This is a genomic window from uncultured Corynebacterium sp. (assembly GCF_947253065.1).
GTDB lineage: Bacteria > Actinomycetota > Actinomycetes > Mycobacteriales > Mycobacteriaceae > Corynebacterium.
Window position 1 is genome coordinate 77,907 of the sequence record NZ_CAMXWS010000001.1, and the last position, 23,353, is coordinate 101,259.

At 58.6% G+C, this 23,353-nt stretch carries 21 protein-coding genes; 4 read left to right on the forward strand and 17 right to left on the reverse strand.

Translation table 11 applies throughout. The features are described 5' to 3' along the window. Window positions 1–2 precede the first annotated feature (2 nt). From Q0X21_RS00375 to Q0X21_RS00455, 17 genes are all read right to left on the reverse strand, one after another. Window positions 3–998, reverse strand: coding sequence for an HAD-IIA family hydrolase (locus Q0X21_RS00375; protein ID WP_297849711.1), 996 nt, complete (start codon window positions 996–998; stop codon window positions 3–5). 24 nt (window positions 999–1,022) lie between these two features. Further along, complete coding sequence (locus Q0X21_RS00380; RefSeq protein ID WP_367172599.1) at window positions 1,023–1,883, reverse strand: hypothetical protein; 861 nt, start codon at window positions 1,881–1,883, stop codon at window positions 1,023–1,025. Window positions 1,884–1,916: 33 nt separating this feature from the next. Then, window positions 1,917–3,191, reverse strand: coding sequence for a tyrosine--tRNA ligase (gene tyrS, locus Q0X21_RS00385; RefSeq protein ID WP_297849712.1), 1,275 nt, complete (start codon window positions 3,189–3,191; stop codon window positions 1,917–1,919). 73 nt (window positions 3,192–3,264) lie between these two features. After that, window positions 3,265–3,456, reverse strand: a complete 192-nt coding sequence (locus tag Q0X21_RS00390) for a Trm112 family protein (RefSeq protein ID WP_297849713.1) — start codon at window positions 3,454–3,456, stop codon at window positions 3,265–3,267. 20 nt (window positions 3,457–3,476) lie between these two features. Then, window positions 3,477–4,136 (reverse strand): hypothetical protein, encoded by a 660-nt coding sequence (locus Q0X21_RS00395; protein ID WP_297849714.1) that lies wholly within the window; start codon window positions 4,134–4,136, stop codon window positions 3,477–3,479. After that, a complete protein-coding gene (locus Q0X21_RS00400) occupies window positions 4,123–5,697 on the reverse strand; it encodes a VWA domain-containing protein (RefSeq protein WP_297849715.1) in 1,575 nt (524 codons plus the stop codon). The genes Q0X21_RS00395 and Q0X21_RS00400 overlap by 14 nt, the downstream gene beginning before the upstream one ends. Further along, the gene (locus Q0X21_RS00405; protein ID WP_297849716.1) at window positions 5,694–6,929 is read right to left on the reverse strand and encodes a hypothetical protein; all 1,236 of its coding nucleotides are present in this window, start codon (window positions 6,927–6,929) and stop codon (window positions 5,694–5,696) included. Before Q0X21_RS00405 ends, Q0X21_RS00400 begins: the two co-directional genes overlap by 4 nt. A gap of 50 nt (window positions 6,930–6,979) precedes the next feature. Then, window positions 6,980–8,416 carry an argininosuccinate lyase gene (argH, locus tag Q0X21_RS00410; protein WP_297849717.1) on the reverse strand — a complete coding sequence of 479 codons (1,437 nt, stop codon included), beginning with the start codon at window positions 8,414–8,416 and terminating at the stop codon, window positions 6,980–6,982. Then, a complete protein-coding gene (locus tag Q0X21_RS00415; RefSeq protein WP_297849718.1) occupies window positions 8,416–9,618 on the reverse strand; it encodes an argininosuccinate synthase in 1,203 nt (400 codons plus the stop codon). The genes argH and Q0X21_RS00415 overlap by 1 nt, the downstream gene beginning before the upstream one ends. Before the next feature lie 64 nt (window positions 9,619–9,682). Further along, window positions 9,683–10,186 (reverse strand): arginine repressor, encoded by a 504-nt coding sequence (locus Q0X21_RS00420; RefSeq protein ID WP_297849719.1) that lies wholly within the window; start codon window positions 10,184–10,186, stop codon window positions 9,683–9,685. After that, window positions 10,183–11,328 (reverse strand): acetylornithine transaminase, encoded by a 1,146-nt coding sequence (locus Q0X21_RS00425; protein WP_297849794.1) that lies wholly within the window; start codon window positions 11,326–11,328, stop codon window positions 10,183–10,185. Before Q0X21_RS00425 ends, Q0X21_RS00420 begins: the two co-directional genes overlap by 4 nt. 59 nt (window positions 11,329–11,387) lie before the next feature. Then, window positions 11,388–12,320 (reverse strand): acetylglutamate kinase, encoded by a 933-nt coding sequence (gene argB / locus Q0X21_RS00430; protein WP_297849720.1) that lies wholly within the window; start codon window positions 12,318–12,320, stop codon window positions 11,388–11,390. Between the two features lie 14 nt (window positions 12,321–12,334). Continuing rightward, complete coding sequence (gene argJ / locus Q0X21_RS00435) at window positions 12,335–13,495, reverse strand: bifunctional glutamate N-acetyltransferase/amino-acid acetyltransferase ArgJ (protein WP_297849721.1); 1,161 nt, start codon at window positions 13,493–13,495, stop codon at window positions 12,335–12,337. Window positions 13,496–13,541: 46 nt separating this feature from the next. Further along, window positions 13,542–14,585: an N-acetyl-gamma-glutamyl-phosphate reductase gene (gene argC, locus Q0X21_RS00440; RefSeq protein WP_297849722.1), complete on the reverse strand. Its 1,044-nt coding sequence runs from the start codon at window positions 14,583–14,585 to the stop codon at window positions 13,542–13,544. A 79-nt stretch (window positions 14,586–14,664) separates the two neighbouring features. Further along, entirely contained in the window at window positions 14,665–17,190 is a 2,526-nt protein-coding gene (gene pheT / locus Q0X21_RS00445; protein WP_297849723.1) for a phenylalanine--tRNA ligase subunit beta, read from the reverse strand. A gap of 28 nt (window positions 17,191–17,218) precedes the next feature. Continuing rightward, a complete protein-coding gene (gene pheS, locus Q0X21_RS00450) occupies window positions 17,219–18,283 on the reverse strand; it encodes a phenylalanine--tRNA ligase subunit alpha (RefSeq protein ID WP_297849724.1) in 1,065 nt (354 codons plus the stop codon). A 123-nt stretch (window positions 18,284–18,406) separates the two neighbouring features. Then, entirely contained in the window at window positions 18,407–19,225 is an 819-nt protein-coding gene (locus tag Q0X21_RS00455; RefSeq protein ID WP_297849725.1) for an RNA methyltransferase, read from the reverse strand. A 161-nt stretch (window positions 19,226–19,386) separates the two neighbouring features. Here Q0X21_RS00455 and Q0X21_RS00460 point away from each other — a divergent pair, with 161 nt between their 5' ends. The 4 genes from Q0X21_RS00460 to Q0X21_RS00475 all read left to right on the forward strand — a co-directional run bounded on the left by Q0X21_RS00460 (window position 19,387) and on the right by Q0X21_RS00475 (window position 23,204). After that, window positions 19,387–20,442, forward strand: a complete 1,056-nt coding sequence (locus Q0X21_RS00460) for a sensor histidine kinase (RefSeq protein ID WP_297849726.1) — start codon at window positions 19,387–19,389, stop codon at window positions 20,440–20,442. Between the two features lie 145 nt (window positions 20,443–20,587). Continuing rightward, complete coding sequence (locus tag Q0X21_RS00465) at window positions 20,588–20,818, forward strand: hypothetical protein (protein WP_297849727.1); 231 nt, start codon at window positions 20,588–20,590, stop codon at window positions 20,816–20,818. Between the two features lie 31 nt (window positions 20,819–20,849). After that, the gene (locus Q0X21_RS00470) at window positions 20,850–21,518 is read left to right on the forward strand and encodes a response regulator transcription factor (RefSeq protein ID WP_297849728.1); all 669 of its coding nucleotides are present in this window, start codon (window positions 20,850–20,852) and stop codon (window positions 21,516–21,518) included. 255 nt (window positions 21,519–21,773) lie between these two features. Further along, on the forward strand, window positions 21,774–23,204 hold the full coding sequence (locus Q0X21_RS00475) for a hypothetical protein (RefSeq protein ID WP_297849729.1): 1,431 nt from the start codon (window positions 21,774–21,776) through the stop codon (window positions 23,202–23,204). Window positions 23,205–23,353 lie beyond the last annotated feature (149 nt).

The window sequence follows — 23,353 nt, forward strand, 5'->3', positions numbered from 1 at the left end:
CGTCACCACCACGCCTGGATCGCAGCTTGGGCTGCATCGGAGCTCGCTGTGATGACCGGTGCGGAATCGCTATCGCCTTCCCACGCGACGGCAAGGACCGTACGCAGTGCCTCTAGCGGAGAACCACCTTCTTCGCCGCCGCCAAGCACGATCTTTTCACCGTCTCGCTCAGCGGTGAAACCGCCCTGTGGCCCCGGACGAAGGGTCTCCGGATCGACATCGTCGATAAGCACGGACAAATCCTCGGCGATGAACGTCGAGCGCTGCTCAACAGGTGCAGCGAGCAACGCATGCGGGCCAGACACACCAGTCAGGACATGAAGCGTGTCCATCTTGGCGGCGACACCACCAGCGATGTCGGTATCCAGACGATCACCCACGACGAGGGGACGACTCACCCCGAGATCTGCCTTGGCCAATTCGAACATCGCTGGACCAGGCTTGCCAGCAGCTTCAGGTACGACACCAGTCGCATTGGTCACGGCTGCGACCAGGGAACCATTGCCGATCATGAAGCCACGGTCCATCGGCAGTGTCGAGTCAAGATTGCTGGCGATGTACTTCGCGCCACGCTGAATCGCCAGAGCAGCTTCGGAAAGCTGTGGCCAACCATTCTCCGGTGAATGACCGTGCAGCACCGCAACGGGGTACTCATCAGCTGACGTGACCGGGACGAAACCTGCCTCACGGGCGAGTTCCGCGAAAGAATCCGCACCGACGACCAGAACCTTGTCGCCCGGGCTCGCGTAAGTAGTTGCCAATTGCACTGCGGCCTGCGCAGACGTCAGTACATCTTCTGGCTTCGTATCAAGACCAATACCGCAGAGCTTTTCCGCTACTTCACCAGGGGCTTTCGAGGCATTATTCGTCGTGTACGCCGCAGCAAGCCCGGCCTTCTTCGCTGCAGTAATCGCCTCCACCGCATTCGGAATGGCGACAGAACCTGCCCAAACTGTGCCGTCAAGGTCAAGCAACAGGGCGTCGAAAAGCGTGGTCATGCGCACGGCGAAACTCTCCGGAATCTAATTGAGTTCTTTCAGACGCTGTGCCGCGTCCGTCATTTTCTCTGCATCAATCTTGACTACGTGCTCAAACCACTTCCGCGCTTCTTCATTGCGACCGACCTGAGCAAAAGCATCGGCATACGCATAAGAAAGACGGATGTCCTCGAAGTCCTTGCCCTTCATGGACGGATTGAGCTGCTGCAGCGTCGCCAGAGCGGATTCATGCTGCCCCATGTCATGGCGTGCACCCGCCATCACGATGGCGAGCTCGATCTTCGAAGCATCATCGAGATCCTTTGCCTCCGGCCCACGACCGATTTCGAGAGCCTTCTCCGGGCGGCCAAGGCCACGCTCCGCATCAGCCATAACAGCAAGCAGCCCAGGGCCGCCACTCATGCGGCGAGCCGCGCGCAACTCAGAAAGCGCTTCCTTCCACTCGCCCGCGTGGTACGCAGCGATACCGGCTGCCTCACGGACAACGCCGACACGACCAGCACGGTTCTTCGCCGCACGCGCGTGCGTGAGCGCCAGCTTCGGGTCATCAGCCATCCAAGTCGCAGCCATAATCATGTGCTTGGCCACACGGTCAGCATTGTCCTTAGACAGAACGCGCAGATCCTGCAGGACCGACGGATCCAGATCAGTCACGTCGATATCATCCGGCAGCGCTGGCTCATTTTCCTTCTGTGCCATGCGGTCTTCGCGGTAGCCCTGACGGTATGGATTCGACCGGTCATGACGAACCTTGCCACCACCGCGGCGATCGCCTCCACCGCGACGGTCATTGCCACGGCGCTGATCACGGTTGCCACCACGGCGTCCACCGTCACGACGGTCATACCCGCCGCGACGTTCATTGCTGCGGTTGTCGTAGCTCATCTGTTTCACATCCTCTCTTCTGCCGACAGAAGTTTAGTTTTCAAACTTCACGCCAGCGAAGTTCTTCTTGCCGCGGCGCAGAACAACCCACTTGCCGTGCAGGAGATCATCCGCACCCGGCTCCCAGTCCTCTGCCTCGATGCGAACGTTGTTGGCGTACGCGCCACCTTCCTTAATAGCGCGACGGGCAGCACCCTTCGAGTCAACAAGACCGGTACCAACGAGCAGGTCCACAATCGTGCGCGGTGCGCCTGGCTCGACCGTGAACACATCGGTCTCAGACACAGCACCCTCAAGCGTCTGCTCATCCAATTCGGTGAGCTCTGCGCGACCGAACAGTGCCTGCGAAGCAAGTTCCACAGCCTTCGTTGCCTCAGGGCCATGGACAAGATCAGTCATCTCTTGTGCCAGACGCTTCTGAGCCTCACGCTTGAACGGACGCTCCTCGACTTCAACCGCGAGCGCGTCAAGCTCTTCCTGGTTGAGGAACGTGAACCAACGCAGGTAGCGGATGACATCCGCGTCCGCGGTGTTCACGAAGTACTGGTACCAGCGGTACGGGCTGGTCATCTCCGGGTCGAGCCACAGGGAGCCACCGCCGGTGGACTTGCCGAACTTCTTGCCTTCGGAGTCAGTCACCAGAGGAACAGTCAGTGCGTGGACGGTCTCACCGTCCATACGACGGTTCAGATCCACACCAGCAACCAGGTTGCCCCACTGATCAGAGCCACCCACCTGCAGCGTGCAGTCCAAACGACGACGCAGCTGCACGTAGTCGTTTGCCTGAAGCAGCATGTAGGAGAACTCGGTGTAAGAAATGCCGTCATTTTCCAGACGACGCTTCACCGTGTCACGCGACAGCATGGTGGACAGCGAGAAGTGCTTGCCCACGTCACGTAGAAAGTCAATGACCGACATTTCATTGATCCAGTCCGCGTTATTGACCAGGATCGCAGCGTTATCGCCCTCGAAGTTGACGAAGCGCTTCAGCTGACCGGAAATACGCGAAGCCCAGTCGCCGACGGTGTCGGCAGAGTTCATCGTGCGTTCTCCCACATCACGCGGGTCACCGATCATGCCGGTGGCGCCACCAGCGAGAACGATTGGGCGGTGACCAGCCTCCTGGAAGCGTCGCAGCATCAACAACGGAACAAGGTGGCCGGCGTGGAGTGATGGACCGGTCGGATCGAAGCCCGCATACAGCGTGATCGGAGACGCAGTCGCTTCCTTGAGCGCCTCCAGGTCGGTGGACTGGTTGATCAGTCCGCGCCACTGCAGTTCGTCGATAATCGTTGCGCTGTCAGACATAGAACAGTTCTTTCAAGCCTCGTTGAGTTGTAGATGGTTCATCGCAAAAAGGAAAGAGCCCGCCGAGCGGGTTCTAGGCGGCGGGGTACGGCTCTGCTTCGTCGATAAGCAAGACCGGTATGCCGTCATCAATGCGATACGCGACGCCGAGCCGACGATTGACCAGCAATTGCTCATCATGAAGGTACTCAAGCGGCCCTTTGTCCTGCGGGCACGCAAGGATATCGAGGAGCTGCGGGTCAAGCGTCGAGTTTTTCGCCGTCATGGTGCTTCATCGTACCTTGTTCAGGTGTGGTCCAAGCCCGGTAGGTCGCCAAAGGCTTCACGCAGCGTACGCGCCTGAGAATCCAAAGCGCGCAAGTTCTTGTCCAGGATTCCCTTCTTCACGCGATTGGCAGCTGTTGTCAACGTGCTCAAGGAGCCTGTGACCACCTCTGCAGCCTCAGGGCTGCGGAACTGTGGCGCACCCAGGTATGTCGTGACTACCTCCGGAAGGTAGATATTCACGATATTCCAGATAGTCACCTGGTGTTCTGGGACGCTTTCCAGGTCATGCCATTCCTTGAACACGAAGCGAAGTGCCTCTTCTAGTTCCATTGCCTGGACGGTGACGGAAGCCGGAGGTTCTGCTTTATACAGCGGATTGAGAGCCTTCGTCAGATCCTGATCCATCTGCCTGTCCGGCGGCAATGCTGGCTGACTAGGTCGCGGCAGTGCCTTTTGCCCAGGTGCTGGTGTCAGAACAATGCCTGCGCCCCATGCCGCAACTGCGACCACGGGCCAGAGGAATCCGAGGCCGACCACAATGTGCAGCAGGATTGCCAATGTGGCCAGCACCATGCCCACGAGGTTCTTACGCGAGGTGAAGAAACTTCCGGAATTCTCGATGCCGTCCCGATTGAACTTCGATTTCGTACCATCATGCGATTGTCTATTGGTAGCCACGGATCTCCTTGAAAGCGCCGGCAAGATCACCGTTTTTGGCATCGAAGACTGCCCCACCGGTCATGTCTGCCAGTTCATTCATCTCTTTCACATTGGCCTCACCGTACAAGATGACAAAGACCGGAATCTTGCCTCTCTTCATGGTGATTCGGTCGTATTCGCTTTTGAAGGTAGCGAAGTCACGTCCGGCGGTCACTTCCCCATCTGTGAGCAAGACGATCGAAGTGATGCCATCACTTGGATTGGTTTTTGCCGTGACATCGATGAGCGTGTCATAAATATTCGTTTCCCCGTTTGCAGCCAGCGCGTCAATGTAGTCCTGGAACTGCTTCTTCACGCCAGTGTCCGTTGAGCTGTACTCGCCGGTGAAAGGCTCGAACGGAACGCTAGAGAATTCTTGCAGGGTGACTGTCTCCCCATCACGCAGAGACACATTGCCGGTGTCGGTCGCGGCAGAGCCATCAATCAACGCTGTCATGATCTGCTTTAGTGAATCGAGACGCTCGCCTTCCATCGAACCGGAGGTATCCAGCACGAAGGTCGTGTTGCCGCGTGTGCGGAACTCGTTGTTATAACGATCAACGAGGCGTTGCACGGTGTCATAATTCCCCGGGAATGGCAGCTCGATGACTGTCTGGTCGTGGAGGTCAGCAGGCACATTCGAAACAGTGCTGACCGGGCGACGGAATGTTTGCGCGACATTTTGCTGATGTTCTAACAGCCAGTCCGAAAGTGCTTTCACTCTCTCCGCAGCATCATCACGTGCCGGATTAGCCAAGGTGGACAAGGGATAGTCCGCAGAGATCACGCCATCTGCTGGCACGATCACATCGATCTCTGCACCCTCCGCTCGCAGCTGATGCAGTGTGGATTCGTAGTTGATGATCGCATCGGCCTTGTCCGGATCTTCCTTGAAAACTTCAGCGAGCCAACCTGAAGATCCTGAAACCAGCGACAGTGCCTGGAAGAGTTCTTCAAGCCGTGGGCTGACTTTCTCAACATCATGATCAGTAAGAGCGGAACCAGTATCCGCCATCGCGGTAGCAACAGATACCAAGGCGGAGAAGCCAGAATTCGATGAGGACGGATCCGTCATACCGAATGTGAATTTCCCTTCGCGTGCAGCATCAGCGAAGTCATTCCAGGTGGGCTGCTTGGTATCCCACCCCAGTTCCTGGGCCTTGGACTTCTTCACACCAAAAGCGACCGGGCTCGTGGCGATCTTTGTTTCATCCGCAAGTGCACCGCGTGCCCCGATCAAGTCGACATAACGGTTGGTGGCCATCCACGTCGCATCGACCTCACCATCGAATTTCCCGTTTTTCAGGTCCTGGGAGTTCTGCAATGTTCCACCGCGAAATTCCATGGTGATAGGAAACCCAAGTTCGCGCGATGCTTGATAGACCAACCCCTCAAGGTCTTTCAGCTCGGTGGCAGCGACGATGGTCAGTGCATCCTTTGGTCGGAACGGATCATTGTCTGAATTCTTTCCCTGGAGCCCGCACGCGACGAGCGAACTTCCGGTGAGCAGTGTGACAAGAAGCGCTACCAGCTTTTTCATTTCTCCTGCTCCTCCTGGTTACGTGGTGGAACGGTGCCATAACGAGTACCAATGCCCTCAATGAGAGCTTCCAACCTGTCGTAATTGGGTGGGTCCACCGATGAAATATAATCCGTTGGCGCCGCGAGTCCCTTTTCTTCGAGGGTCTCGGTCAAGTAGTCATTGCTCACTGGGCGGAAGCCGTGCGCTGCGGCGAGACGTTGCAATTGCTCGTCCGTGGAAAGCAGACGGCCAAGCTCTTTGCCTTCAGGACTGATCCCGACGATGCCGTGGTTAGCCAGCACGGTCGGTTCGAGCTGAACGAGCACCATGTCATCTTTGATCCGGGAGTTCGGCTTCATTTTTTCGCCGAGGAACTGGGCTTCGTAGACCAGAACCATGGGGGCGGACCCCATACCTTGGCTGAGATAATCATTGAACGGACCAGCAGAAGATGACTGGGTGTAACCCTGGCCAGTGAAATATGGCGTGACTTGTTGGGTCAGCCAACCGACATCATTTGCCTTATCTGGTTCGCGCTCTCCGAATTGCCAGGCCAAGATAGACATGAACATCGCGGCGGAGTTGGAAGTTCGGATATCCGTCGTGGAAATCTGGACATTGCGTGGCGAAGGGAAGGTATCACCGAGATCACGCCAACGCTTCCCTTCTTGCGTGATATCGATGTAATTGTTCATGTCCAGGACGTAGCCCTCCCCCTCCTTGCGCACGACGTTTGCATCGACTAACAAATCCACGATCGGCTGGAATGTCGCCACCGCCATCGGAGAGAAAAACGGGTATTCGGCGGAGTAGTCCGCGTTCTGGTCGGTGACTTTCTGCGTTGCTGGACTTGAGGAGGGCGAGACGAAATCTTCGTTTTCCAGATCAATATCGGTAGCAATCCGGCGCGAACCAGCCGTGTTTACCTTCACCGTGAAACCAAGCTCAGCCAACCGCTCGACGACAGCTGGGTCCTCAAAATACTCACGCTTCTCGGAGCCGACGACACCATGAAGCTCCTTGGTGCCTTTCGCGACGCCCCCGCCGTCTCCCCTGCTACCACCGCCGGAACGATCGGATATCCCCGGTAGTCCTGGGATCATCCCTCGTCCCATCAAAACAGCGATCACCGCGACGATGATCAGCAGAATGCCGATGCCGACGGAAAATCCCCGTCTGCTCTTCCCAGACGAATTTGAACTGGGCGTATCGCCAATCCCCGGCGGAGTGTAAGGCTCATGCGTGGACATGCGCACAGTTTATTGTGCGCATGTCCTTTCTGCAGGCTAAGTGAATAGAGTTACTTAGCCCGCACAGGCGTCTGGGCCCACGCACGTGCCTCAGCATTCGCTTCGTCGACGCGTGCACGCTGCTCAGCAACACGAACTGCCGCAGTGCCGCCACGCGTCGCGCGAGAAGCAACTGCACCATCAATCGTTAGTACTTCGCGTACTGCAGGCGTCAGGCGCTTGTCCACACCCGCGAGCTCCTCATCGGTCAGATCCACCAGATCCACACCGCGAGACTCCGCGATACGGACGCATGCGCCGGAAGCCTCATGGGCTTCGCGGAACGGAACCCCCTGGCGGACCATCCACTCAGCCAGATCCGTAGCAAGGGTAAAGCCAGCAGGCGCCAGCTCACGCATGCGATCTTCGTGGAAGGTCAGCGTGGAGACCAGACCGGTCATTGCCGGAAGCAGGATGCGGAGCTGGTTGACCGAGTCAACGATCGGTTCCTTGTCCTCCTGCAGGTCGCGGTTGTACGCGAGTGGCAATGCCTTGAAGGTGGCGAGAAGGCCGGTCAGGTTGCCAATGAGGCGACCGGTCTTACCTCGGGCGAGCTCCGGCACATCCGGGTTCTTCTTCTGCGGCATGATCGAAGAACCGGTGGACCAGGCATCGTCGAGCGTGACGTAGCCGAATTCCGGAGTGGACCACGCGATGATCTCCTCCGACAGTCGGGAGATGTCTACCGCGATCTGCGCGAGCACGTATGCACCCTCAGAAACGAAATCGCGTGACGACGTTCCGTCCAGCGAGTTATCCGTAGCGGAATCGAAACCGAGCTCCTCAGCAATCGCCTCCGGATCCAGCTGCAGGGACGAACCTGCCAATGCACCGGAACCATACGGCGAAACAGCCACGCGCTTATCCAGGTCGCGGATACGCTCCAGGTCACGCAGCAACGGCTGAGCATGCGCCAGCAGAGAGTGCGCGAGCAGGATCGGCTGTGCTGCCTGGAAGTGGGTCTTGCCCGGCATGATCGCTTCCGGGTGTGCTGCGGCTTGCTTGCTCAGTGCTTCCACCAGATCGCACACGTCCTGGGCGACATCGCGGAATGCATCGCGGACCCACATGCGGAACATCGCTGCAACCTGGTCATTACGCGAGCGACCAGCGCGCAGACGCCCACCTAGCTCGGGGCCCACGCGGTCAATAAGACCGCGCTCCATCGCGCCGTGAACATCCTCATCAGTCGGCAATGGCCCAAACGAACCGTCAGCGACGTCACGTCCAAGCTGATCCAGGCCCGCGAGCATTGCCTCAAGATCCGCATCGGTCAACAAACCGGCACGGTTGAGCACCTTCGCGTGCGCCTTGGAAGCCAGCACGTCATACGGGGCGAGGATCCAGTCGAAGTGCGTGGACACACTCAGCGCGAACATTGCCTCCGACGGGCCGCCGGAGAACCGGCCACCCCAGAGAGCGCCTTCGTTAGTGCCGTGCTTTTCCATTACTTGCCGGCCTCACGGTCACGCTTGTTAGCGATCTCGGAAGACAGGCCATGAAGCTTGACAAAGCCCTTGGCGTGAGTCTGGTCGAAGGAATCGCCAGTGTCGTAGGTAGCCAGGTTGAAGTCGTACAGCGAGTGATTGGAACGACGACCATTGACAGTGATGGAACCAGCGTGCATGACCATGCGGATATCGCCGGTGACGTGCTCCTGGGTGGACTCGATGAAAGCATCCAGGGAACGCTTCAGCGGGCCGAACCAGAGGCCGTCGTAGACCTCTTCGGACCAGCGGGCGTCGATAAGCCGCTTGTAGCGAGCCAGCTCACGCTCAACAGTGACGTCCTCGAGTGCCTCGTGCGCGGTAATGAGTGCAACTGCACCCGGTGCCTCGTAGACCTCGCGGGACTTGATGCCCACCAGTCGGTCTTCAACCATGTCCAGACGACCAATGCCCTGGGCACCAGCGCGGCGGTTCATCTCCTCGATGGCTTCGAGCATGGTCACCTTGCGGCCATCAATAGCCACCGGCTTGCCACCCTCGAAGGAGATGATGACCTCATCCGGAGCATTACCCAGAGCCGGGTCCTCGGTGTAGGCGTACAGGTCCTTTGTCGGCGGGTTCCACAGATCCTCGAGGAAGCCCGTCTCAACAGCGCGGCCCCACACGTTCTGGTCAATGGAGAACGGCGATGCAGCGGACTGCTCAATCGGCAGATCTTTGCCCTCTGCGTACTCGATCGCCTTGTCGCGGGTCCATGCGTAATCACGCGCCGGAGCGATGATCTCCAGATCCGGATCCATGTTGACAAAGCCGACCTCGAAACGGACCTGGTCGTTGCCCTTGCCGGTGCAGCCGTGTGCGACGTGGGTACCGCCATGCTCCTTAGCGGCCTCGACAAGGTGCTTGACAATCAACGGACGGGAAATAGCAGACACCAGCGGGTACTGCTTCATGTACATGCCGTTCGCCTTGATGGTGGGCAGGCAGTACTCCTCAGCGAACTCATCGCGGGCATCGACAACGATGGACTCGACAGCACCACAGTCCAGTGCACGCTGGCGCACAGACTCCAGGTCCTCGCCGCCCTGGCCGAGGTCGAGGGAGACAGCGACAACTTCGCCGTCCGTCATCTCAGCCAGGTACGGAATAGCGACAGAAGTGTCCAGGCCGCCGGAGTATGCAAGAACAACGCGGTTAGTCATGAGTGATCAGTGCTCCTTATTCAGCAGATCGTGTGTTGGTGGATTTTTCAGTTCTATTGTCGAGCTAGTCGTCGGCAGGTTCTTTTTGAACCTCGCCCATGAATTCAGCTGCGAGTTCAGCGCCCGTGAGCGGTTCACGTGCAAGAACGAAGACTGTGTCATCGCCTGCGATTGTGCCCACGACCTTATCGAGTGCCACTCGGTCAATGTAGCTTGCCAAGTACTGTGCCGCGCCCGCAGGGGTCCGCAGTACCGCGATATTGCCGGTGTGGTCGACGGACACGACGAGTTCCGCGAGCATTCGCCGCAGTTTGTCGCGAGGGCCCTTGGGCGAGGCTTGAAAAGACTGTGCTTCCTCCCCCACCGCATAATACGATCGCCCCCCACCAGAGGGACGTACCTTGCGCGCCCCGAGTTCGTCGAGATCGCGCGACAGAGTTGCTTGGGTGATGTCGATGCCTTCATCCAGCAACAATTCCGACAACTGCACTTGGGAGGACACACGCGTGTGATCGAGAATGGCCAGAATCTTTGCCTGTCGCACATTGCGCGAATTCGGTGTTGTCATCGCGTCGCCTCCAAACATTCGGACAGCGTTGCCTCCAATGCGACTACCGCGCGGTCAATCTCCTCATCACTGATGACCAGCGGCGGAGTGAGACGAATGATCTTCTCAGTCGGCGCGTTCAAAATCACGCCATGTTTAAGACCAATACGCACCGCTTCCTTAGCCACCGGCTCAGTGAGAACCACACCGAGCATGAGGCCGCGGCCACGCACATAATCGACGCCAGCAAGCTTTTCGACGGCTGCCTTCACCGTCTCCCCCTTGGTCTTCACCTCAGCGCAGAAGGCGTCATCCACGATCTCAAGCACTGCATTCGCTGCAGCACACGCGATCGGGTTGCCACCAAAAGTCGTGCCGTGTGCACCTGGGGTGAACAGCGCAGCTGTCTTCTCATTGGCAATCACAGCACCGATCGGCATGCCGCCAGCAAGGCCCTTAGCCATGGTGACAATGTCAGGTGTGATGCCTGCTGCTTCGTGCGCAAAGAACGTGCCGGTACGGCCAACCCCCGTCTGCACTTCATCGACGACCATGAGGATGCCGTGCTCGTCGCAGAGCTCACGGATCGCCTGCAAGAAACCTTCGGGGGCCGGAACCACACCGGTTTCGCCTTGGATTGGCTCGAGGAAGATCGCGGCGATACCATCCGGGTCCTGCCCGACAAGCTCGCGGACATGATCAATATCGCCATAGCGGTAGTACTCAACCCTAGGCACAAGTGGCGCGAAAGGCTCACGCTTGCTCGGCTGTCCAGTCAGCGACAGTGCACCCATGGTGCGACCGTGGAAACCATTGACCGCAGCCAGAACCTTCTTCCGGCCAGTTAAACGGGACAGCTTGAAAGCAGCCTCATTTGCTTCGCCACCCGAATTGCAGAAGAAGACCTTGGCGTTGTCATCACCGAAACGCTTCCTCAGCTCAGTAGCTACATTCAACGCGGCGTCCGACCCGAAGAAATTCGAAATATGACCAAGGGTTGCGGTCTGCTTAGACACTGCGTCGACAAGCGCTGGGTGCCCGTGTCCGAGTGCGTTGACTGCGATACCGGCGAGCAAGTCCACATACTCTTTGCCATCTGCGTCGGTGACAATCGAGCCTTCGCCCTTGACCAACTGCAACTGCGGCGTGCCGTAGGTATTCATGAATACCTCTGACCACTGGTTCAAAGCATCCTCATTGCTTGCGGAATGGAACTGCTCAGTCACTGCGGATCATCCTTCCTGAACACGGTGCCCTCTGGATAATTCTCTTTTTCATAATCGTCCGGCAGAACCATCGTGCCAATACCGCCCATGGTGAGCAGTTCCAGCAAGACCGAGTGCGGGATACGGCCGTCGATGACATGAGCAGCATTCGCACCGCCCTTAACGGCTGTCATGCAGGCTTCCATCTTCGGGATCATTCCTGAGTCCAAGCCCGGCATCATGCTCTCAAGCTGGCTCAAAGTGATCTTGGACAACAAAGAATCCTTATTCGGCCAATCCGTGTACAGACCTTCCACGTTGGTGAGCACGACGAGGCGTTCAGCACCCAGTGCCGCAGCGAGTGCGCCTGCAGCGGAATCAGCATTGACGTTGTATACATCGCCATCGGTGCCTGGAGCGATACTCGAGACCACCGGGATGCGTCCTGCCTCGATAATGTCCATCACAGCGGACGGATTGACATCAACGATCTTGCCGACGAGCCCGATGTCCTTCGTCTCGCCATCAACTTCGACATAGCGCTTCTGCGCGGTGAACAGGCCAGCATCCTCGCCAGACGTGCCCACTGCGTATGCACCGTGCGAGTTGATCCGTCCCAGCAAATCTCGACCGACTTGGCCGAAGAGAACCATGCGGACGACTTCGAGGATCTCCGAGGTGGTCACACGGAAACCACCGATGAATTCGCCCCCATCGAGCCCCAGCTTGCCCAACATCGCGGTGATCTGTGGACCACCACCGTGAACAACCACGGGCTTTGCACCGACTGTGCGCAGGAAAACCATGTCAGCTGCGAAAGCCGACTTCAGATCATCGTCGATCATGGCATTGCCGCCGTATTTCACCACGACGATTTTGTCACGGTAATGCTGCAGCCATGGCAACGCTTCCGCGAGAACATTCGCGCGGTCCTGATTACTCAGATTCATGAGAATGCTTCTTTCTACGTCGAGTACTCAGAATTAATTTCGACGTACTTGTACGACAGATCCGTCGTTCGCACGCTGGCACGGCCCGGTCCGTCAGTACCAAGATTAACCAGTACCTCCACATCGGCCCCGGTCAAGTCCACGTCACGCGCGCCGGGTGCACCAGTGCTATCGACGCATACCGGGGTGCCGTTGAAGGACACCGTGATCTTCTCCGGGTCCATCTCCGCATCCGCCATACCGACGGCAGCCAGGACACGACCCCAGTTCGGATCAGAACCAAACATGGCGCACTTGACCAGGTTGTCCCGGCCGATCGCGCGTGCAGCGTTGAGTGCCTGTGCATCATCTGCGGTGCCTTCGACAGTGATGACCACGCGCTTGGTCACACCTTCGGCATCAGCCTGCAGTTGACGCGACAGCTCTTCGCTGAGCTCAGTCAGGGCGTCTGCGAAATCCTCGGCGCTCGGCTGGACGCCAGATGCGCCAGAAGCCATTGCGATGACGGTGTCATTCGTCGAGGTAGCCCCATCAACATCGAGGGTGTTGAAGGTCACGCCCGACGCACCGTGCAACGCAGCATCCAGATCGTTGGATTCCACCACCGCATCAGTGGTGATGCACACCAGCATCGTTGCTAGCGAGGGCGCCATCATGCCGACGCCCTTTGCCATGCCAGCTATCGACCAGCCATCACGCTTCACAATGGCCTCTTTAGCAACCAGATCAGTCGTTAGAATCGCTTCTGCCGCGGCACTGCCGTTGTCACCCAACTCTGTGCTCAGCTTGCTGATGCCTTCGCGGATCACATCCATAGGCAGCAGATCACCGATCAAACCTGTTGAACAGACAGCGACTTCCTGCTGCTCCACACCGAGTTGCTGTGCGGTCAGCGCCTGCATCTCTGCTGCATCTGTATCGCCCTGGCGACCATTGCACGCATTCGCGTTACCGGAGTTGTACACCACTGCAGAAAGCGTGCCCGTAGCCAACGCCTGTCGAGTCACCTTCACCGGTGCTGCAACAACCTTGTTACGGGTGGTCACCGCAGCCGCGTCGAAACGCGGACCGTTATTGACCACGAGCGCCATATCCGGCTTGCCGGACTTCTTGATTCCTGCCGTGACACCAGCCGCAGAAAAACCTGCGGGTGCTGTCACACCTGTCGTAGACATTGCTTGATTCCTTAGTTTGTTTGAATACACCGATAACTAATGCCGCTTAAGGGGCAACTGCCGCCTGGGGCAATCCATCTGTTTCTTGGAACCCGAGAGCCAAGTTCATGCACTGCACTGCAGCCCCACCAGTGCCTTTAGTCAGATTGTCGATCACGGACGTGACCAGCAAAACACCAGCCCCCTCATCGACTTCCACTTGGAGCAGACACATATTCGTACCAACTACATGCTGAGTCTGCGGTTGACGGCCTTCTGGCAAGAGTCGGATGAATGGCTCGCCCGCATAAAACTCTTCAAATGCTGCGCGTGCCGACGCCTCTGTCACGCCATCCTTCAACGGCGCAGTAACGGTCGAGAGAATTCCGCGCGGTAACGGTGCAAGCACCGGGGTGAAACTCACCGTGACATCTTCATCCGTCACCTCAGCGATATTCTGCACCATCTCCGGGGTGTGACGGTGCTTACCAGCAGTGTTATATGCCTTGACAGATCCCATGGTCTCCGCGCCAAGAAGATCCACGTTTGCCTTTTTGCCTGCACCGGAAACACCGGTCACGGACACGATATTGAAGGAAGGCTCAACAAGTCCTTGCGCCGCGGCGGGCAAGGCAGCAAGAGTTGCGCCAGTTGGGAAACAGCCAGGCACGGCTATTCGACGAGCCGTGGTGATCTGCTCCCTATGACCGGGCATCTCCGGGATTCCGTACGGCCACGAGCCAGCGTGCTTGGATCCGTAATATGCAGTCCAATCATCCGCATTTCGGAGCCGAAAATCAGCTGCGCAATCCAGCACCAACGTACTGTCAGGCAGTGCTGCTCCGATCTCCGCAGAGAAACCGTGCGGCAGCCCCAAGAAAACCACATCGTGCCTGGACAGCACCTCGACGGTGGTTTCTTCGATCACGCGATCCGCCAGTTGAGAAATATGCGGCAACACATCGGCACCCAACTGGCCAGCATTTGAGTTGCCGGTCAGCGCGCCAATCGTCAGCGTCCCATCAAGGTAGCGAGGGTGATTGACCAGCAGACGGAGGATCTCTCCGCCCGCGTAGCCAGTGGCACCTGCGACTGCAACTGAGTAGCTCATAGCGTTAGGCTACACAGCCGACCATTGCTTTGCAATTTATTACACGCTTAACATTTTATGCGGAGTTGATTCGGGGAAGTTACGCACGCATCTGTGCGCCGAATTTCTCCTTCACAGCCTCTGCCGCCGCCAAGCGGCCTTCGGACGCTTCGTCTTCCGTAAGGGTACGATCCGGCGCGCGGAAGATCAGACCGAATGCCAGAGACTTCTTGTTCTCGCCAAGAGACTCCGAGCGGTAAACATCGAAGAGGGCGACCTCTTCGATCAACTCGCCTGCGGACTCCTCGAGGGTACGACGTACCGCCTCAGCCGGAACCTCTTCCTCCACGACGAGTGCTACATCCTGGTGCACAGCTGGGAATGAGGACAGTACCGGCGCGGGAAGCTTTTCCCCCAGCGGCAATGCCGTGAGATCAATCTCCATTGCACAAGTACGTGCGGGCAGACCAAGAGCCTCAAGCACCTGTGGGTGAAGCTCACCTGCGTGACCGACCACATGCGTTTCGCCGTCAATATTTACCGACAGCTCAGCACAACGGCCCGGGTGCCACGGCAGCTGCTCCGCAGAAGCAATGTCCAGGTCAACGCCAGCTGCACGCGCTACGACCTGAGCAGCCTCAACCGCGTCAGACCAGGTGTAAGCGCGTCCATCGCCCCACGGACCTTCAAGCTCGAGATTGCCCGTGGCCACAGTCGCAGCATGCAAAGGCTGCTGCGGAAGAGATTCGATCAGTTCTTCAACCACGGATTCCTCTGGACGTGCAGCGACGCCGGGCATCGGCGAAGAATCAGCCGTCTTGAACGCCACTTGCGCGACGGAGAACAGCGAAAGATCATGACGACCACGCGCGACATTGCGACCAACTGCTTCCAGCATCGCCGGGAGCAGCGTCGTGGCGAGCACGCCGTAATCAGCATCGAGTGGATTTTGCACCTTCACCACGCGGCGGCGCTCATCGTCGGCATCCAGACCCCAGGTGTCCAGAACCGTGTTGGACATGAACGGGGACGGAATGACCTCTGCATAACCGGAGTATGCAAGAGCGTGCGTGACAGCACGACGGCGACGCTGTACCGGGGACAGCCCACGGCCACCCCGAGGTGTCGGCAGGACGAGAGGAATATCGTCAAGACCCTCGAGGCGAACGATCTCTTCGATCAGCTCAACCGGCTCATTCAGGTCCGTACGCCATGCCGGCGGAGTGACCACCAGATCGTCGCCATTGTCGACAATCTCGCAGCCAACCTCCTGTAGACGCTTGACCACGGTCTCCTTGGAGTACTCCACACCGATCAGTTCAGACGGGTGTGCAACTCGCAGGTTGATCGGCTGGCGGTCTTGCACAGCACCCTCAACAAGTGTGCGCTTGTCAGAAATAGTGCCGCCAGCGATCTGCACGAGCAGTGCGCACGCCATGTCCAGTGCCACCTCAATGATGGTGGGATCAACGCCGCGCTCGAAACGTCGAGAAGCTTCAGAGCTCAGCTTGTGGTGGCGTGCGGAACGCGCAACGGTGAGTGCATCCCACGCAGCGGCCTCGAAGTACACGTTCGTGGTGTTTTCGCTGATCTCAGATGTCGTACCGCCCATGATCGCTGCCAAAGACTGGATGCCGTTGTCATCGGAGATGACCACATCGCCCGGGGTGAGCGTGCGCTTAGCGTGGTCGAGAGTCTCGAACTCTTCCCCACCCTGCGCATTGTGAACGCGCAGTCCACCAGCGACCTGATCCGCGTCGAAAGCATGCATTGGCTGGCCGAGCAGCAGCATGACGAAGTTAGTCACGTCGGTAGCTGCATTGACGGAACGCACACCGGACAGCATAAGGACGCGCTTCATCCAGAACGGTGCCTGAGCAGCCGGATCGATGCCTTCAACCTTGCGCAGACCGAAGCGCTGAACCTTCGCAGATTCTTCGAGCGTGATCGGGATGAGATCGCCCGTCGGCGCCGGAACGGCGGAGACATCAATCTCCGCGACGGACGGGTCCCTTGCCACATCCTTGTACTCAAGATCGAAAGCAGACGCGATCTCGCGGCCAAGACCGCGTGCGGAAAGCGCGTACCCGCGGTCCGGCGTGATGTTCACTTCGAAGATCGTGTCGTCGAAGCCGCCAAGCACCTCACGTGCGTCCTGGCCTGGCTCGCCAGCCCCCTCCGGCAAGACGATGATGCCATCGCTCTTGGAGGTGAAGCCAAGCTCAGCCTCGGAAGCCATCATGCCGTTGGAAATGTGGTCGTAAGTCTTACGCGCGGAGATCTCGAAACCGCCCGGGAGCACAGCGCCCGGCAGCGAGACCACGACGAGATCATTGAGCTTGAAATTGCGCGCACCGCAGATAATGCCCTGCAATTCGCCCGTGCCATTGGCATCACCAACATTGACCTGGCAGTAACGGATCGGCTTCTTGAAGTCAGTGAGCTCTTCGATCTCCTCGACGCGGCCGATAACGAGCGGGCCTGTCGTTTCAGGCAGCGGCTCGTAGCCTTCGGTTTCGAAGCCGACGCGGACGAAACCTGCGTCGAGCTCCTCTGGGCTCACGGACCAGCCGGGGTTGCCGGCATTGTTCAGCAGGGACGTCAACCATTTCTGAGAAATCAGCATTTTCTACTCTCCTAAGACCTTTCCCTGTTTATGCCTGAACACCGAACGGCAACGTGAAGCGCACGTCGCCTTCCACCATGTCGCGCATGTCCGTCAGACCATTGCGGAACTGCAGCGTGCGCTCAATACCCATGCCGAATGCGAAGCCGGAGTATTCTTCCGGGTCCACGCCGACCGCGCGGAGAACATTCGGGTTGACCATGCCGCAGCCACCCCACTCGATCCAGCCGGCTCCACCCTTCTTATTTGGGAACCACACATCCACCTCGGCGGACGGCTCGGTGAACGGGAAGTAGTTGGTGCGGATGCGCGTCTTCGTCTCCGGGCCGAAGAGCACCTTGGCCAGATGGTCGAGCGTGCCGCGCAGGTGTGCCATGGTCAAGCCCTTGTCCACTGCGAGCCCTTCCACCTGGTGGAAGACCGGGGTGTGCGTGGCGTCGAGCTCATCGGTGCGGAACACTCGTCCCGGGCAGGCGATGTAGATCGGCAGGTCGCGCTCAAGCATCGTGCGCACCTGCACCGGCGAGGTGTGTGTACGCATTACCTGACGGGAGCCTTCCTCACCGATGTAGAAGGTGTCCTGCAACGTGCGTGCCGGGTGATCCGGGATGAAGTTCAGCGCGTCGAAGTTGAAGTATTCCGCCTCGACCTCCGGGCCTTCGGCGATCTCCCAGCCCATGCCGATGAAGATGTCTGCGATCTGCTCGCTCAGCGTCGTGATCGGGTGCATCGCGCCCGTCTGCGTGCGGGTGGACGGCAGGGTGACATCGACCTTCTCTTCACGCAGCTGCTGCTCACGATGCTCAGCTTCACGCTCTGCGTGCAACTGGCCGTAGCGCTTCTCGGCGCGGCCACGCGCCATATTCACAAAGCGCCCAGCATCCTTGCGCTGGTCCTTCGGGATCGAGCCGAGCGACTTGCGCGCCTGCATGATCGTCGACTGTTCGCCGAGGTGATCGCGCTTCGCTTCCTCCAACGACGCCAGATCCGGCGCCGCCTCAAAGGCTGCGATCGCCGCTTCAGCTGCAGCGTTCAGGTTCTCTTCGGTCAGTTCGATTGCCGGAGCTGGAGTGGTCCCGCCGTTATCTGCCACGTGTGGTCACCCTGTGCCTTTCCACCGCCTACAACACGCGCGGTGCGTCTGCTTCAAAAACGCTCACAAGCATACCCGTGAGCCTGTGGCCTACATGACAAAGGTCACTTAGTATTCAGCGCTTTAATGCTTCTCCACGCTCAACGTCTTCGCCGACTCCCACAAACAGATCGACGCGGCGGTGGACAGGTTTAAAGACTCGGCGGAGCCTTGGATCGGGATGGAGACGGTGTAGTCGGCGGACTCGAGGACGTCATCTGACAGGCCATGTGCTTCGTTGCCGAACAGCCACGCGGTTGGCTGATCAAGCACGCCGTCTGAATCGGCGAGGTTGACGTCGCCGTGCATGGTGGTGGCAAACGTCGATAAGCCAGCTGCTCGCAGTTGGCCAAGCACTCCCTTGATGTCGCGCTCGCGGGCGACGGGAACGTGGAAGAGTGAGCCGGCGGAGGAGCGAACGACCTTCGGCGATTCCGGGTCGACCGTGTCGCCGGCGAAGACCACGGCGTCGGCGCCAAGTGCGTCGACAAGCCGGATGATCGTGCCGGCATTGCCCGGGTCGTTCGTCTCCACACACACCGCGACCAGCTTCGGTCGCCCCTTCAGGATCGAACCGAGCGTCCACGTCACTGGCTTGCACACGGCAAAAATACCGGTGGATTGAACCGTATCCGAAAGTGCGTGTGCAGCTTTGTCCGTGATCGCATGGGTGAACACGTCCATGTAACCGGCGGCCGTCACGATATCGGCGAAGCGGTCCGCAGCTGCTTCCGTGACAAAGAGATCCGTTGCCGAGCCAGTGGCAACCGCAGCTTCAACGGAGTTCTCCCCCTCCGCCAGAAATACCTTCGCCTTCTTGCGCCCCGCCGCGCGCTTGAGCTTTGCGGCGTTGACCACGCGCGGAGTGCGTTCAGTGAAAGGCTGCGAGAAATCCAAACTCATGATGAACCAGCGTATAAGCACCATCACGCAAGCGCTATTACGCTATCCGTGTGACTTCGATGCGGCACTGGCTAGAGGCGTTCCCCGAGGCACCGGTCCCGCGCCGGTGGTTCGTTGCGGGGAGCGCCCTTGTGGCATGCGTCGTTTTAGGCGCCAGCGGTTTGCTGTTTTCCTCAGCCACTGATGATGTGACAGCCGTTGTGCTGCGAGTCGGCGTGCTGATCACCGCAGCGTGCACACTGATCAGTCCGCTTCCATCAGCTGTTGCCTTTGCTGTACTGCTGCAGATTGCCGCTACGCATCCAGAGCTGCAAAGCCCCGTCGTTTTCTTCGGCACATTAGGCGTCGTTGGCGCCTTAGCATTGTGCCTGCGTCCCTCAATCAGCGCGCTGAATGCTCTCCTCCTCTGGTACTTCGCACTATCCAGGGTGATTAGTGGCGAATTCATTCCAGATGACCTTGAGGCCAGCGCTGTGCTTGGCGCATTCATCGTGATCGTCTGGGCCGGAGGCTTGGTGATCCGCGAAACCTTGATCACCCGACAGCGAGAATCCGCGCAGTTCCAGCAACAGATCGAAGACGAGCGCGACCGCGCGGTTAAAGCCCTCCATGGGTCCGTTGCAGCGTCCTTGACCTCCGTGGTGCTGCGCAGTGAGTCAATGGCAATGAATGCCACCGACAAAACCCGCGATGAATCGCTCCTGATAGCTGAAGACGCCCGCCGTGCGATGCGTGAGGTACGTGAACTCATCCGCTTTATGCGAACCGACGACGCCAGCGAATTCGATGTGCACGAACACCAGGGCCCGCCCGAAGTACTGAATCATGTGGTGACCATCATCGGCAAGATACGCAGCCACGGATTCACAGTCATTGATTCGGGCATCAATGAGACCGTCCTATCCGATGTTCGTATGCAGAATGCTTACACCGTGTTCCGTGAGCTGAAGACGAATATCTTGAAATACGCCGACCCGAACAAGCCCGTCATTATTGCAGCCGTGCGTGAGGAGGAAACTCTTACTCTGGCCCTGCAAAACTCAATTGCCGAGGGCACACGAGATGTCAGTATGACAACTGAGATCGGGCTCGAAGAAGCAATCAAACTAGTCAAACGCGATGGTGGCTCGCTCACATTCACCCAGTCAGATTCCACCTGGCGCAGTGAACTCACCTTCCCACTGCCAAGTCTGAGCAAAGAGAAGGAACGAAAGTAGATATCCCCAGTTCACGGGCGGTCACTTTCGTACCGACTTTACAAAACAACGCTAAAGAGGTTGTTCGCCACAGTTCAGCGACACATAATCAGTGCAGCACTATTCGAAAAATAAATCTCGCCGTCATTGTCCCGAAAGGAAACCCATGAAGAAGGCCGCAGGCACAACCGCTGCTCTCTTGGCCACCGCAGGCCTCATTCTTGCTCCGAGCGCAGAAGCAGCTGACGCTTCTACCCCGTCGCCTGTGCTCACCGATACAAATGCCACTAGCCCGATCCAGGACGAGACCGCGCCGGGCCTCACCTTCTACACCGGCGCTATGGGCGACATGCTCAACTGCGGCGGCTTCATCGGCCGCCTGTGGTGCAAGAAATAATCACTGGTACTGAGGATTTTTCTAGATTTACATGGGTAGCAGCGACAACCAGCACATCAGCGTCTTTCTTGTCGACGATGACCCGCTCGTCCGCGATGTACTAAACCGCTACCTCACTTCCGCTGACGGCATCGAAGTCGTCGGCACTGCATCGAGCGGCCCCGAGGCGCTCGAGCTCATTGATCCTGCAGAAGTCGACCTTGTGCTCTCCGACGTGTACATGCCGGAGATGGACGCTCCGACTCTCCTGAAACACCTCAACGAACTCCCCCACACGCCGGCGTTCTTGGCCATCACCTCCCTTGAGAACGACCGCAAAATGCTTGACGTTCTCGCCCAAGGCGGGCGCGGCTACATTCTCAAGAGCCAACCTCCTGAAGAAATCATCTTGTCTGTCCGCCAGGCAATCACCGGAGGAACGGTCGTCTCCCCCGCCGCGATGACGAACCTCGTGCGTTATCTCGACGCCGAAGACAAACCAGCCGAACCCACAACGCCACAGCGCACCTACCCTGACGGCATCAGCCAAGGCGAAATCAATGTCCTGGAACTCCTCTGCGAGGGGTTGAGCAATTCCGATATCGCTCGCCGTTTGAGTTACTCCGAGTCGACCGTGAAGAAGCAGGTTTCACATCTGCTCAAGCTCTACGGTGTCTCCTCCCGGCTGGACCTCGTCGTCCATGTCCTCGGCGGCAAATAGCCCTTAGACACTGCTGCTTTTCATCGGCTCATCTGTTTTCTACTTTCGTTCCTTCGCGCAGGTGAGGCCCCACCCCTGCGGAACGAAAGTCTCTGACCTGCAAACTTTGGTGCCAAGAGTCCTCTTTTTCCTTGTTTGTGCCCTGTGCGGGTCTTAGTTTGAAGCACGTCAGCGTCCACATCGAAGTCCGCAGAGGTAAACACCCGCGGCAGAACACGCTGGAAAGCCTCAAACCAAGGAGAAAGGAAACACGTCATGTCCCGCCTCAACCGCCGTGCAGCCGCTGCCGCTCTCGCAGCAGTGCTCACCGCAACCGCCGCAGCAAACCCGGCGACCGCAGCTACCCTCGAAGAATCCGCACCGGAGACCCCGGCAACCAATGCGAAGCTGCCGATCATTCACACCTACCGCGGCAGCGATCACCTCAAGGCGAACGTGCTCAACCCGCGTCCGGTGTGCAATTCCACGGAGGATTACCGCACCGTTGTCTACAAGGTGACCGATAACTTCCTGCCGGTGGGCACGATCTCCACCACCAACCAGTCCAAGTCCACGATTCCGCTGGAGCAGGATCTGTCCCGCACCCAGTCCATCGAGGCATCCATCAACGGTTCCAAGACAGAGACGCTGGAGCTCGGTGGTTCCGGTTCCAAGGACGGCATCCAGGGCAATATCGGTTACTCGCTGGCTAAGACGCTCGGCTGGGATGTTTCCGGTTCCCTGAGCTGGACTGTCGGCCAGAAGATTGGCCCGTACGACGTTCCTGCGGGCAACACCGGCGAAGCTTCCTACGGTTTCCGCACCGTCACCATGACCGGCACCCAGCAGCGTTGCAAGCCGAACGGCACCTGGGCGACCCCGACCGCATGGGTGGCGAACATGCCAGTCAAGAACGAAGTTCGCGTCAAGAACTACTCCACCCCGGCTGATTCCTGGGCACCGAACAAGGACGCGCAGACCACCAAGCCCGTCGAGAACCCGAACCCGGCTTACCACTCCGACGTGGAAAAGATGAACAAGGGCGAGACGCTTGACGACGTCACCAAGGTCGCAGACACCGACGAATCCAACGTGACCAACAAGGAAATCGACTTGAACGCTCCGAAGCCGGAGGGTGACAAGGACAAGGTCGACGCTGTCGCACAGCCGGAAACAAAGAAGCTTGACGACGCGGAACAGCCCAAGGTTGAGGCAGAGACTGCTACCGGTGAAAAGCTCGATCTGGAGCCCTACTTCACCACTTCCAGCGCTAAGGCAAAGGGCTACGCCGGTTCCGTAGCACTCCGCGTGAAGAACGTGGGCACGGACCGCTACTGGGGCGAGTTCCCTGCTGTGACCTTCCGCGTTCAGATTCACACCGAGGACGGCCCGGAAGGCGTCGACCGTCTGATCACCCGCACCAAGAGCAATGGCGCACACATCCGCGATCTCGGCTTCAGCGCTGACAAGGGCGTGCGTACCTTCGAGGTCACCCTGTCCAACCCGGTCAACGCCGGTGACGACGTCCTGCTCGGTGCGTTCTCCTTCGGCGACGGAAAGAGCAAGGAAGGTCGCCTGACCAACTACATGACCGTCACTCAGACCGGTCGCCTCGACGGTGACACCTCCAAGGGCAACGACCAGAACGTCGACTCCCGCAAGGCCACCCTCAACGACTTCGGCAAGCCGCACAACGGCCTGTTCTAAGCCTCAGCCCTTAACGGGCTCTCTTCCACCTGTCCGCGCGAAATGCGTGGGCAGGTTTTTATATAGCTCCCCCAACAACGCAAAACGCCCCGTGCGTCCCGGGATGAAACCGGGAGCAACGGGGCGTCGATAAGCGAAAAGCTAATGCT

Bases quoted from the DNA above. Each gene is read 5' to 3' on its own strand.
- Q0X21_RS00400 (WP_297849715.1), bottom strand. From the start codon at position 5,697: ATGAAAAAGCTGGTAGCGCTTCTTGTCACACTGCTCACCGGAAGTTCG.
- Q0X21_RS00375 (WP_297849711.1), bottom strand. From the start codon at position 998: ATGACCACGCTTTTCGACGCCCTGTTGCTTGACCTTGACGGCACAGTT.
- argJ (WP_297849721.1), bottom strand. From the start codon at position 13,495: ATGTCTACGACAGGTGTGACAGCACCCGCAGGTTTTTCTGCGGCTGGT.
- Q0X21_RS00425 (WP_297849794.1), bottom strand. From the start codon at position 11,328: ATGAATACCTACGGCACGCCGCAGTTGCAGTTGGTCAAGGGCGAAGGC.
- pheT (WP_297849723.1), bottom strand. From the start codon at position 17,190: ATGCTGATTTCTCAGAAATGGTTGACGTCCCTGCTGAACAATGCCGGC.
- argB (WP_297849720.1), bottom strand. From the start codon at position 12,320: ATGAATCTGAGTAATCAGGACCGCGCGAATGTTCTCGCGGAAGCGTTG.
- argC (WP_297849722.1), bottom strand. From the start codon at position 14,585: ATGAGCTACTCAGTTGCAGTCGCAGGTGCCACTGGCTACGCGGGCGGA.
- Q0X21_RS00390 (WP_297849713.1), bottom strand. From the start codon at position 3,456: ATGACGGCGAAAAACTCGACGCTTGACCCGCAGCTCCTCGATATCCTT.
- Q0X21_RS00405 (WP_297849716.1), bottom strand. From the start codon at position 6,929: ATGTCCACGCATGAGCCTTACACTCCGCCGGGGATTGGCGATACGCCC.
- Q0X21_RS00455 (WP_297849725.1), bottom strand. From the start codon at position 19,225: ATGAGTTTGGATTTCTCGCAGCCTTTCACTGAACGCACTCCGCGCGTG.
- Q0X21_RS00465 (WP_297849727.1), top strand. From the start codon at position 20,588: ATGAAGAAGGCCGCAGGCACAACCGCTGCTCTCTTGGCCACCGCAGGC.
- tyrS (WP_297849712.1), bottom strand. From the start codon at position 3,191: ATGTCTGACAGCGCAACGATTATCGACGAACTGCAGTGGCGCGGACTG.
- Q0X21_RS00420 (WP_297849719.1), bottom strand. From the start codon at position 10,186: ATGACAACACCGAATTCGCGCAATGTGCGACAGGCAAAGATTCTGGCC.
- Q0X21_RS00415 (WP_297849718.1), bottom strand. From the start codon at position 9,618: ATGACTAACCGCGTTGTTCTTGCATACTCCGGCGGCCTGGACACTTCT.
- Q0X21_RS00475 (WP_297849729.1), top strand. From the start codon at position 21,774: ATGTCCCGCCTCAACCGCCGTGCAGCCGCTGCCGCTCTCGCAGCAGTG.
- argH (WP_297849717.1), bottom strand. From the start codon at position 8,416: ATGGAAAAGCACGGCACTAACGAAGGCGCTCTCTGGGGTGGCCGGTTC.
- Q0X21_RS00470 (WP_297849728.1), top strand. From the start codon at position 20,850: ATGGGTAGCAGCGACAACCAGCACATCAGCGTCTTTCTTGTCGACGAT.
- Q0X21_RS00380 (WP_367172599.1), bottom strand. From the start codon at position 1,883: ATGAGCTACGACAACCGCAGCAATGAACGTCGCGGCGGGTATGACCGT.